Origin of the sequence: Microvirga sp. HBU67558, assembly GCF_018069605.1 — a bacterium.
GTDB lineage: Bacteria > Pseudomonadota > Alphaproteobacteria > Rhizobiales > Beijerinckiaceae > Microvirga > Microvirga terrae.
In genome coordinates this window covers 1-11,199 of the sequence record NZ_JAGPUP010000429.1, presented here as the reverse complement: position 1 = coordinate 11,199, position 11,199 = coordinate 1, and the positions used below count along the sequence as shown (strand labels likewise).

General features: G+C 61.1%; 8 protein-coding genes and 2 pseudogenes. 6 read left to right on the top strand and 4 right to left on the bottom strand.

Going from position 1 to position 11,199, the window contains the following annotated elements:
* Positions 1-277 precede the first annotated feature (277 nt).
* A complete protein-coding gene (locus KBI52_RS33920) occupies positions 278-511 on the bottom strand; it encodes a helix-turn-helix domain-containing protein (RefSeq protein WP_247654179.1) in 234 nt (77 codons plus the stop codon).
* 487 nt (positions 512-998) lie between these two features.
* Here KBI52_RS33920 and KBI52_RS04370 point away from each other — a divergent pair, with 487 nt between their 5' ends.
* Together KBI52_RS04370 and KBI52_RS04365 are read left to right on the top strand one after the other, a co-directional pair.
* Entirely contained in the window at positions 999-2,720 is a 1,722-nt protein-coding gene (locus KBI52_RS04370; protein ID WP_210805606.1) for a hypothetical protein, read from the top strand.
* A 173-nt stretch (positions 2,721-2,893) separates the two neighbouring features.
* Positions 2,894-3,595, top strand: coding sequence for a transposase (locus KBI52_RS04365; RefSeq protein WP_262266502.1), 702 nt, complete (start codon positions 2,894-2,896; stop codon positions 3,593-3,595).
* A gap of 849 nt (positions 3,596-4,444) precedes the next feature.
* On the opposite strand, the gene KBI52_RS04360 is transcribed toward KBI52_RS04365, so the two are convergent.
* Positions 4,445-4,975, bottom strand: a complete 531-nt coding sequence (locus KBI52_RS04360) for an isochorismatase family protein (RefSeq protein WP_210805605.1) — start codon at positions 4,973-4,975, stop codon at positions 4,445-4,447.
* Positions 4,972-5,604: a TetR/AcrR family transcriptional regulator gene (locus tag KBI52_RS04355; RefSeq protein WP_210805603.1), complete on the bottom strand. Its 633-nt coding sequence runs from the start codon at positions 5,602-5,604 to the stop codon at positions 4,972-4,974. Before KBI52_RS04355 ends, KBI52_RS04360 begins: the two co-directional genes overlap by 4 nt.
* A gap of 107 nt (positions 5,605-5,711) precedes the next feature.
* On the opposite strand from KBI52_RS04355, the gene KBI52_RS04350 reads away from it, so the two are divergent.
* The 3 genes and pseudogenes from KBI52_RS04350 to KBI52_RS04340 all read left to right on the top strand — a co-directional run.
* The gene (locus KBI52_RS04350) at positions 5,712-7,268 is read left to right on the top strand and encodes a 4-hydroxyphenylacetate 3-hydroxylase family protein (protein ID WP_210805601.1); all 1,557 of its coding nucleotides are present in this window, start codon (positions 5,712-5,714) and stop codon (positions 7,266-7,268) included.
* Positions 7,269-7,884: 616 nt separating this feature from the next.
* Positions 7,885-8,796 carry an AraC family transcriptional regulator gene (locus KBI52_RS04345; RefSeq protein WP_210805599.1) on the top strand — a complete coding sequence of 304 codons (912 nt, stop codon included), beginning with the start codon at positions 7,885-7,887 and terminating at the stop codon, positions 8,794-8,796.
* Positions 8,797-8,947: 151 nt separating this feature from the next.
* Positions 8,948-9,448: pseudogene (locus KBI52_RS04340) on the top strand (IS6 family transposase); the annotation flags it as partial.
* A gap of 290 nt (positions 9,449-9,738) precedes the next feature.
* Here KBI52_RS04340 and KBI52_RS04335 read toward each other — a convergent pair.
* Positions 9,739-10,770: an IS110 family transposase gene (locus KBI52_RS04335; protein ID WP_210805597.1), complete on the bottom strand. Its 1,032-nt coding sequence runs from the start codon at positions 10,768-10,770 to the stop codon at positions 9,739-9,741.
* Between the two features lie 100 nt (positions 10,771-10,870).
* Here KBI52_RS04335 and KBI52_RS04330 point away from each other — a divergent pair.
* Positions 10,871-11,092, top strand: a pseudogene (locus tag KBI52_RS04330) (IS6 family transposase); the annotation flags it as partial.
* Positions 11,093-11,199 lie beyond the last annotated feature (107 nt).

Here is an 11,199-nt window from a genome sequence, read left to right as displayed (position 1 = left end):
TCTCTGTCATCGTCATCACCCTTCTGCGGATCCCGTCCGCTTATAGGGTGTCTCAGGAAACTGTGGGGCGGAGGAGCCCCTGGATCCGTCGGCCTCCACAGTTGAGTACAGATGCCCTACGACGAACGTGTCCTTGGGCATGAGAGGAATGACCCCGCGATCTGGCTGCTTCTTGTTATAGACCCACAGGCCGCCGTCCCCGTTGACGAAGCGCTCCTGCCACATCTCGGCGTTATAATGATGTCGTTTCGGTCCCGGCATTCTGCTCAAGATCCTCTTAGACGATGCCCCATGCGCGGTAGCGGCGTCGGCCGGTCAATTCCCTCGGCAGGGCACCTCCCAGTTGCAGTAGCATGAAATCGACTGCCTTGGGCGTCACCTTAAGGAGTTTGGCGCCCAGAGGCACCGTCACAGAGGGCGTGACAGGAGGAGGTTGAGCAGATCTGGTCGCGTGGACTTGCTGCGGCACGCGCGGGTCGCCCGGCCTAGGAGCTCCCGCGCCAGCACACATCATAGCGCCTAGGCGGACTGCGCCGCCTTTAGACTTATCCGGGGCCACTCCCAAGCCGGAGGACGCTGGGCTGCAGGTCCATGTGACTCCGTTCGCATCTGTGACTTGTCGGGGCATAGGCTAAAGCTCGTTGTGGGTGATCAGATCCGGACAACGAGCCAGCGAGAACCGGCGTTCCGGCTGATCATCCGCTTTCCCTCTCCAGCCTGAGCGGTTGTCGCGGATGGCCGTGGCATGAAGCTGACTTGAAAGTCGCAGGAATTTGACCCAGGCTTCTCGTTGCTATGACTTGCCCATCACCTAACCTGTGCCCCCGATGATACGGTCGCCGCTCTCCGGCTTCACGTGCGGAGATGGTAAGAGAAGTCTCGTCTTTGGGGAGCGACCCGACGGATCGATCGCACACATCTCGGAGGTTCCCCGCGGGACGCAGTGCGATTGCAAATGCCCGGAATGCGGGGCGCCTCTCGTCGCGCGCAAAGGCGATGTGAAGGATCACCATTTCGGGCACCACAGCTCGGGCAACGAGCGGCCCTGCAGGACAGGCCCCGAAACAGCGCTCCACAAATTCGCCAAGGAGGTTCTCGCCCGGCGGCTCCACCTATTCCTGCCCACCCTCGACCTCACAGAGGGCGAGGACCGATGGATCGGCTTTGAGGGCAGGATTTTCAATTTCGATTCCGCTCTCCTCGAGAACAGGCTGGGGAGCATCGTCCCAGACGTTATCGTCCGTAAAGGGGACCGAGATCTTCTCGTAGAGTTTGCCGTCACCCATGAATGCGGCCCGGAAAAGATCGCTCAGATTGAGGAAATGAACCTGAGCGCCATTGAAATTGATCTCTCCGGGATCTCCCACGAGATCGATAGCCGTGAAGGGCTCGAACGGGCCATTCTGGACAAGGCGCCCCGCAAATGGCTCCACAATCCAATGCTCCGGGATGGACAAGCCGCCCTTGATGCCCGCCGCCAGCAACGAGCTGAACAATTCGGACGTCGAATTGCTGCGCTACGCGCCACATACATAAAAGCGCGCACTCAGATCAACATAACTGTGTTCGCCTATCCGGCCGTCGCTCGAATTGCGGAGGACAACCTCACGCGGGCCATCGGTATTGCAGTTCCGGGCTATGGATGTTTCACCGTTCCGGCCCAAGATTGGCAGGCCACCATCTTAGCCGACATGGTCGATATCGCCGCCAGCGGCAAACGCACCTTCATTAGCGTTCAGGGGGCATTACGGAAGATCAGGGACCGCGGCTGGATTGATCACCGCTTCAGTCGGCTCACAGAAGCAGAGGCAGAAGCGATCCGGCAGGTTGAGGCCGACTTTGCTCTGCCTCAAGATGCCATTCATTCGTGGATCGTCTCTCTGGCCAAAGCCGGAATTCTCGTTCCGGCCTCCGACGGTAAGCAATGGATCCTCAATCGTTTCATTGGCGCCGAGGTCCAGAATGCTCGTTACCGTCGCGCCCTCCCTGATATCCGGATGCGCCAGATCCGATCGGAAGTTGGGGAAATTCTTGCGGCGCTACCCCAGGAGGAGACAAAAGCCTTCTCCTTCGAACACTGGGCCGGCCAACCCCTTCCTGGGAGAGCATACTCGATCCGCCAGATTGTACGTTTCGACGACAGGCAGTTCGCTCAGTTCGAAGCGGAATTCAGCAAAGTTAGATCGTGCTTCAGATCCAATGCCGTGTTGGGCGCGGATGTCTTCGGGCTTCCCCTCGCGGGCTATATCGCAAGACAAAAGGAAAGGCAGCGACAGCAAAAGGAGGCCGATGAACAGGCACGTCAGGCACTGCTTCGGGAACAAGCCAACCGACGGGTCCAGAACCTTCAGCGGCGCGTGCAGGATGTCCTGGGCCCTGGATGGTCCGACTGGCCGTTCGTCCCGAACGCAGATCTGAATGGTGTGAAGCCTGTTGATGCTGCACAAGAAAGCGAAGAGGGGTTCTGGAAGGCAGCGCGCTTGGCATCTGACCTAAGCCATCGTCTTGAGCAAGAACATCGTGCTCACCAGATCGCCGAGAAGGCACGGCAGGCGTTACGAAAAGAGGCGTCGAAGGTTCACGCTGGCCCACTCCTCGATCTTTACATGAACACCGCCCAACCGGTGCTCGGACGAAAATCTCCGTTCGAATACTGTGTCGACGAAGCCTCCATGAACAGGTGCATCGAACTCACTCTCCCGATTAAGAAGCGACGCTGAACTTCCGCTGTCCATAAAGCGAGCGGGGACGGCAGTTGGATCACTTCCTGCCCATTCGGGGAGCGTGCAAGGTTTGTGCAATAAACCGCGCCAAACAGGACAAACCTGGAACGATGCCTCGCCAATGCTACCGGCTTCTTGGTCGCACTCTGCTCAAAAGCGAGTAATAGTTAGTGAGGGATCAGGGTCCTAGCTACATCACCCATCTCTCATTCCTTGATCGATACCGGCGGCCGACGCACATTCTTCCGGTATCCAAGCGCGGGCAGAGTTGGGAGGCCAGATCAAACGGCATTGACTGCGAAACAGCGCCAAACCGGAGGCCGCCTGACCAGTGTTCGCTCGCACAGGGTGGCAGCCACCTCAGCCGAACGCGACCGGTCGAGCGAGCCCGACAGGAGATCGACTACGGCCGGCGCGCCAAAGGCTATGTCTTTGGTGCGTTTCGTCCGGCCACGGGCGAAGCCTTCACGCATCCCTATCCTGGTCGCGGCGGTGCCCACTGGGTCGACTTCCTGGAGCACGTTGAGACCTCGATCCCGAGTTCGACGGAGCGGATCTACGCGATCATGGATAACCTGAGCTCCCACCGCACCGCCGACGTATTGCTGTTCGTGCTGGCGCATCCACGCTGGGAGATGGTGTTCCAGCCCAAATACGCGGCCTATCTTAACCTGATCGAGCCCTGGTGGAAGATCCTGCGCTCGCTGGCACTGGCGGGCCGGCGGTTTGAGACCTGGGACGAGATCACCGAGGCGATCGACCGCGCCACGGTTTACTGGAATGCGCACCGCCATTCCTTTGTCTGGGGTCAACGCCGCCGACATCGGCCGCGTCGCTCACCCGGGATCGCCCTACTGCCGAGAGCTGCATGACTTACCGGATGAACCACTAAGGTGCGACGCTGAACTTCCGCTGCCCATAAAGTCAGCGGGATGGCAGGTGGATCACTTCCTGCTTATTTCCTTCTTTATCTCGGAAAGGATGGGCTGGGATGATCCGATCCAGGAGATAGCCGTCTACTCAAGCTAGACGATCCCCAGGCCCGATAGCGCCGCCGGCCAGACAATCCCATGGGCAGCGCTCCCCCAGCTGCAGGGGTGGAATGCATCGTGCCGCATCATGATCCGACTGTGAATTTGCTTGACGAACTCCACGTAGTGCGGGCCGAAGAGCTCGTCGCGATTTGGCCAGTGACAGCGCGCGGGAGGTGACGGCGAGACGGTCTGGGGCGCTGCATCGATCACAACGCGGTTTGGATTGCCTGCCTCCGGAACCTCGAGAGCCCGCAGCAGTGCCAGACTAATCATCTCGACAACCCAATAGGAAGGTCCGCTTGTCGGCCCATCCTGGAAGTTCGGTCTCTTCGGGCATGTGCCAATACCAGTCCTTCCGCCTGAAAGTGACCAGGATCGATTTGCGGTTGGACCAGCCATGCTGGCCAGAGAAATTGAGGGGCCGACTAACGCTGGGGGGCACTGTCAACTTAACGCCTTTACTTGCTCTTGCGGGTGTTTAGGCCCGGAGGGGGCCGATTATTTTCAATAGATTAGACCTACCAGGGAACCGCTGAAAGCGCCGGAAAGCGACCTTTACTCAGTTAAGTTGACAGTGCCCGCCCAAGGCGAGGTAGGCGTACGGTGACACCACGTCGAAGTACCAGGCTGCTTCCGTCTCCGTTCCCCGTGCTTGTTCGCGATCACATCGGTGTTCGCATCCGGCTTTCACCTGATGAGTGCGGCGGCCTCCCGGAATCGCGGATGCTCGCAGGTCGTGAGCCACTCGAACGTCACCATCTCGGTCGTGACGATCTCGGCACCATGGCGTTCCATGCGGCGAACGGCGGTTTCCTTGCTCTCCGCACGGCGCGACCCGAGGGCATCGCGCACCACGAACACCTGCCTGCCTTGGCCCAGGAGCCCAAGAACCGTCTGCAAGACGCAGACATGCGCCTCACAACCGGCCACGACGATCGCGCCGTCCTTCGGCAACATGTCGATGAATCCCGGTGAGCGGACGGCGTCGAAGGTCATCTTGTGGGCGACGGGACCCGACGGCGTGAGTTCCTGTACCGTCGGACCCAGCCCGGCCGCGTTCTGCTCCGTGAACAGGACGGGCACCGCAAGCAGTGCCGCCACCTCCGTAAGACGCTTCGCGTTGGCGATGACGGCAGGCCCGTCCTCGATGGCGGGCATGAGCCTGCCCTGGATGTCGATGACGAGAAGGGTGGAACGATCGCGATCGATAGTCTTCATTCCCGTGTCTCCCGTTTCAGCAGATCGATCCGCTCATCGACATAGGCTTCCATGCGATCGGCTGCGGATGCACCGAACATCCGGATGCGGCCCGTGTGGAGCAGGAGCAGGAGCCCCGTGGCATGAGCGAACGTGTCGACCATCAGGAGTTCGGCCTCCGACCGGGGGGAACCCAGCGCCTCGGCCGCGTCGGCGATCGGGCGCAGCGCCGCTTCGAGGCTGTCGTTCAGGGACACGTCGCGTTCACGGCCAAGCCCCTTCGGCTTCATGCCGCCCCGGAACAGGTAGAAGCCGAGGTCGAGGTCGCGCGGGTTCTCGGCATAGAACCGGAAGAACGCCATCGCGGCCGCCCGCAGCCGCGCCTCGGGGGACCGGGCCTTCGCCACCGCCGCGTCGACGGCGTCGCCGAGAGCAGCCAGCGAACCCTGCAACACCTCGGCGTAGATCGCCTCCTTGGAGGCGAAGTGGAAGTAGAGCGCCGCCGGGGTGTAGCCGGCCCGCGTCGCGATGGCGCGCAGGCTGGCTCCCTCCAGACCCTCGGTGGCGAACACTTCCCGCGCGGCCTCCAGGATGAGCGCGCGCTTGTGGTCGCTGACCGCCTGCCGCCGTTCCGTCCGCCGAACCACCATGTCACATCCCTCGATTTCGAAAGCAGTTGACAGAAATTCTAACAGTGTTCAAGTTCTCATCATTCTAACATTGTTCAAATCTTGTAACAGCCCTCGAGGAGGAAGCCATGCTGATGGACGCTGCCGCCTACCGGGAGTCCCTTCGCGCATATAGCCCACGCGTGTTCGTCGACGGCCAGAGGGTCGAGAGCGTCGCCGACGAGCCCCTCCTGGCCCCCGGCATCAACGGCGTTGGTGTGACCTATGACTTCGCTCACTATCCCGAGCACCAGGACATCATGACGGCGCGCCAGGGCACGTCGGGTAAGACCGTCAACCGAATGCTCCACATCAACGAGAATTCGACCGACCTGCTCTACAAGCTCGAGGCGGTCCGCCTCGTGTGCAAGGTCTCGGGCTGTGCCCAGCGCTACCTTACCCATGATGCCCTGAACGGCATTTTCCAGGCGACGAAGCGCACCGATGACAACCATGGCACCGACTATTCGCAGCGTTTCCTGAACTACCTGCACGACGTGCAGGACCGCGACCTGACGCTCGGCGTCGCCATGACCGATGCCAAGGGCGACCGCTCGAAGCGGCCGGGCCAGCAGGCGAACCCGGACGTCTACGTCCACATCAAAGAGCGCCGTCCCGACGGCATCGTCATCCGGGGCACCAAGGCCATCGTCACGGGTGCGCCCTACATGCACGAATTCCTCGTCATGCCCTGCCGCACGCACACGAAGGAGGACGCTGACTTCGCCCTGTGCTGTGCCGTTCCCGTCGATGCACCTGGCGTGACCATCGTCGCGCGTCGGGCCGGGCGGCCCGGCGAGGCCGCGGCGAAGTTCTCGAACAAGTACGGCCAGTCGACGGGCGTCGTGATCTTCGACGACGTGTTCGTGCCGCACGACCGCGTGTTCCTGGCAGGCGAATATGAGGAGGGCGGGTTCCTGACCACCTCGTATGCGACCCATCACCGCCACTCCTGCATTGGGGCACGTGCGGGCTTCGGTGATCTTCTCATCGGTGCGGGAGCCTTGATGATCGAGGCGAACGGGCTCGACGCGGACCGCCACGGTCACATCCGGGAGCAGATGGTCGACCTGATCACCATCACCGAGAGCTTCTACGCCTGCGGCGTCGCGTCCTCGGTCTACTGCACGAAGGACCCGGCCGGCTCCGTGATGCCGGACGCCGTCTTCTCCAACATCGGCAAGCTGCTGCTGGCGACCAAGATCTACGACATGCACAAGGTGGCCCATTACGTGTCGGGCGGCCTGATCGTCGCCCTGCCAGAACCGGACGAGGACCACAACCCCGAGACCGCCGCCTCGCTGAGCGCCGTGCTCGGCGGACGGCCCGACATCCCGATGGAGCAGCGCATGGAGGTGGCCCGCTTCATCGAGGACCTCACGGTCTCGAATCAGGGCGGGTGGTATTCCGTGATCTCCCTGCACGGCGGCGGCTCGCCGGAGGCGATGAAGCGGGAGATCTGGCGCAACTACCCGGTCATGGAGAAGGTCGAACTCGTCGAGAGCCTGCTCGACCGGGGCATCCTCGACCAGGGCCAGCGGGTGTCCAAGCAGCCCGGGCGCTGCTGCGCCACCGGATGCGAGGTGCCGGCCCTGCCGCAGCCCCAGGCGGTCGAGCCGGCTCCGATCGCACCTGCCGCCGAGTGAGCATGGGGTGGGCCGGATCAGCCCGGCCCGCCACGCCTGCCGTCACGAACAGGAAGAGAAGCCAGGGAGGACGGAGCCCTGACTGGTTCCTATGCGCAGACTTATGCCCGCTGGGTGGGGGATCCGTCCGGATTGCACCATCGCCGAGGACGCTCACCATCGGCGGCCGGATCGTTTCGTTCGACTGAACTCGCAGGCTCCGGTGATACAGGTCGCAAGGCTGGAATCATCGGCTCTTCAACGGCGGCATCGCACCCTGCACGGGCTTCCCGCGTCCTGGCTACCGGTCGAAGACTTACGTCGAACGCGCCAAATGCGTTTATCCGGCCATAGCGGGCCAGGCGGAACCGTCAAATCCCCATAAGCTAAAATCTGCGGACTTCATCCCGCGGGTTCGTTCCCTGGAGGCTTTCGGACGCCGGCTCCGGTGCACGTGGTTGCGTCTGCGATGGGCCGGCATCCGAAACCCTACACAAGCGCCGAAATTGCCCAAATTCTAGTCGCGGACGCCAGTTCGGATCGGTGGTCTCGGCAGTCCGGAACTGGTAGCTTCTAGTCCGTATCAATCTATTTTGTTTGGAAGAGCACCTTACCACGCAACCGGGCGGGCAGACTTATGAGCGAAATAGGGGCTTACGGCCGGAATGTTGCGCAGTACGCCGGGCTCAAAGTCTCGCCCCCTACGGTGTTGCGGAAAATTAAGAAGCATCAATTTGCGGCGACCCGTATTTGCTCGGACCGCTCAATTCACGGTCGTACTACGCCGATACCGAACGAGAGTGCGTATATCTTATCCGTCCAGCTGCGCGACTTTCAGCACCGAAAGCTCTGGCTCGACAATCGACTTTGTCCACACTCTTCGCTGGAGAGAGTCACTATCAACCTTTACGATCTTGAGCATACTGTTGAAGCTGAAATCGGAAGCGCGTTTGATCCCGTTCAATACTACCTTCCGCGCGTAGCTCTGTTGGACTTTGCGAGAAACAACGGCCTCGGTCCGGTCCGCAATCTGAAACTCGAAATCGGCAAAGGAATTCCCGACCCCGTCGTCTATTCCCTGTCCCTAGCTTTGCTCCCAAGTCTTCAATGTCCCGGCGAAGCAGACAGGATGTTCGTCGATCACATCGCTGTTGCCCTCTACGCGCACCTCATCCGCTTCTACGGCGAAGGCGGACGCATAAAGGCATTTCGGTCGGGAGGGCTCACAGCACGCCAAGAGCGCATCGTGACTGATATGATCGATTGTAGTCTAGATGGCGACGTAACGCTGTCAGAACTTGCCAATGCCTGTCTGCTTTCGACTCGTCAGCTGACGCGCGCCTTCCAGTCATCCTTTGGAATGTCTCCGTATCGGTGGCTGCTTAATCAGAGGATTGAGCGAGCCAAGCATCTCCTTTTGACAACCGCGATGCCTCTTGCAGAAATCGCTATCGCCTGCGGCTTCGCAAATCAGAGCCACTTCACGACGACATTCACGCGCTTTGTCGGGGCTGGGCCCAGACAATGGCGCCGATCCCTGCGTTCCTAGCTATTACTGTCTCTCGCTGAACGAGATGGGGTAGGCGGCATTGCGAAGCACCAGCATCGGATCAGCAGGCTCAATTCCAGGATGCGGCTGACCTGGCAACGGCATCGTCAGGTTAACGGAAGGGTGACGGAATGCTGGCATAGGCGAGGGCATGAGGCCGACCCGCCATTCTCGTTATGCTCGTCACCGCTTTCCGGCTGAGGTGATCAGCCATGCCGTGTGGCTGTACTTCCGGTTCCCACTCAGCCTGCGCATGGTTGAGGAGATGCTCGCAGCAAGAGGCATTGAGGTCACCCACGAGACGGTACGCCAATGGGCTCTGAAGTTTGGCCAGGCCTTTGCCAATCAGTTCCGTCGCCGTCTTCCTGCGCCGGGTGACAAATGGCACTTAGACGAGGTCGTGATCAGCATCGCGGGCCGGAAGCATTGGCTCTGGCGCGCCGTCGATCAGCATGGGGTCGTGCTCGACATCTTGGTTCAGAGCCGTCGCAATGCGAAAGCGGCCAAGCGCTTGCTACGCAAATTGCTCAAGAAGCAGGGCATGACCCCTCGCGTGATGATCACGGACAAGCTGGCCAGCTATGCCGCTGCAAAGCGAGAAGTCATGCCCGGTGTTGAGCATCGGCAGCATAAAGGCTTGAACAATCGCGCATCTCTATTCGGCCGATGGGAGTCAAGCGCAATCAGATGGTCCAGTTCCAGGGCGTGAGCTGTCCTGCGGGCTCTTGCTTCTCTTCGGATTCGGCACAATGGCCCTTCCATCATGGGGTCGGAAGAATGAAGCGGAACTATCTGAGAAGCGTCCTTCTGCACCCAGAGGTGCGAGGAGCATGCGCGATTTCGAACTCACTTCATTCGTCGTCCCGCAGGGGACAGCCTCCCGCTCTGGTGCGGAAGCTCGTGCTTCTCCTTATCTGACTGCTCGCGATCGGCCGGATCTGCTCAGGCCACCTGAACCTCCCTGGTCCACCGGAAGTCCGAGCCGTCGCACCACATGCGATGCATGATCACGGCCAAACGTCTCGCTAGGGCGACAACGGCCTTTCCGCTGCCGCGCCGCTGGACCACCTTCATGGCCCAGGCCTTCAGCCACGACCACCGGGTGGACTGCCGCAGCATCGTCTGAGCCGCCTCGAACAGCAACGTTCGCATCATGCCATCTCCGCAGAGCGAGATCCGGCCAACCCGATCACTTTCGCCGGACTGGCTGCGGACGGGCGTCAGCCCCAGGACGGGACCGACAGCTTTCGAGTTCCGGAACCGGGCTGGAATGTCGATGGTCGCTACGAAAGCCAGCGACACAACCGGCCCCACCCCAGGGATGGTCATCAGGCGCCGGCACACCTCATCCCCACGAGCGAGGTCCAGAAGCTTGCGGTGCAGAGCGGCGAAGTGCTCGCGCAGCTTGCGCCGGGCATCCAGCAGCCGCTCGACAATCTCGGCCAGGTCCGCCAGGCCTGCAACGAGCTCGCGAATGCGCTGCTCGAACTTGACCGCTCTCACCATGCCAACCTTGAGACCGAAGTTCAGCAATAGGCCGCGGATGTCATTCTCAATTGCGATGGCCTTCTCCTGCAGGAGCTTGCGGGCGGTCAGCAGCACCCGCCGCTTCTGACTGGTGAGCGACTTCACGTGCACCGGACGAAAGAGATTGACCCGCATCATCTGGGCGATGCCGCGGGCATCGTTCCGGTCGCTCTTGTTGATCTGCGCTTTCACGAAGGCTTTGGCGTGACGCGTCTCGATGCACACGACCGGCAGGCCGGCCTCGGCCAGCCCGTCGAAGAGCCACTGCGAGAGCTGGCACGCCTCCAGCCCGATCCGCTCTAGGTGCCAGGCTGGATCCTGTAGGATCCGCAAAAGATCCTCCGGATGAGTGGCGACCTTGACCTCACGGCAGATCTTCCCCGTCTCGTCCAGGATGCACACGGAGGTTTCTTTGACCGCGATGTCCAAACCCGCATAGTGCTTCATGTTGCGCTTCTCCCACTGAGGCTCGAGGCCGCGACCTCGTTGTACCATCAGCCTGGAGCGCTGCACCTCGTAGTGACGTGGCAGGCGCGGCGGCAGGCCGAATACCTCATCTGAGAATTCTCATCAGCCGACCCGACGACGCGAGCGCATTATGAAACGGTTTAAGTCAGCCGGACAGGCCCAGCGCTTTCTCTCAACTCATGATCAGGTCGCAAATCTCTTTCGACGTCCCGCCGATACCAACGCCGCTGATCATCGCCGTGCCCGTGCCTGGGCCTTCGCGACTTGGGTCGAGGTAACTGGCTATGATGTGAGCTTCTGACCGGCTGATCCTATGGGGCTCTGCGACCTCAGACCGTTAACCTGATGTCGTGGATGGCGCCCTCCACCAGCGTCAGACGTGCCAGAATGGGCATGTCCAAAACCGGA

Coding starts and splice junctions, on each gene's coding strand:
- KBI52_RS33920 (WP_247654179.1), bottom strand. CDS start 511: ATGTGTGCTGGCGCGGGAGCTCCTAGGCCGGGCGACCCGCGCGTGCCG.
- KBI52_RS04360 (WP_210805605.1), bottom strand. CDS start 4,975: ATGAAGACTATCGATCGCGATCGTTCCACCCTTCTCGTCATCGACATC.
- KBI52_RS04355 (WP_210805603.1), bottom strand. CDS start 5,604: ATGGTGGTTCGGCGGACGGAACGGCGGCAGGCGGTCAGCGACCACAAG.
- KBI52_RS04350 (WP_210805601.1), top strand. CDS start 5,712: ATGCTGATGGACGCTGCCGCCTACCGGGAGTCCCTTCGCGCATATAGC.
- KBI52_RS04345 (WP_210805599.1), top strand. CDS start 7,885: ATGAGCGAAATAGGGGCTTACGGCCGGAATGTTGCGCAGTACGCCGGG.
- KBI52_RS04335 (WP_210805597.1), bottom strand. CDS start 10,770: ATGAAGCACTATGCGGGTTTGGACATCGCGGTCAAAGAAACCTCCGTG.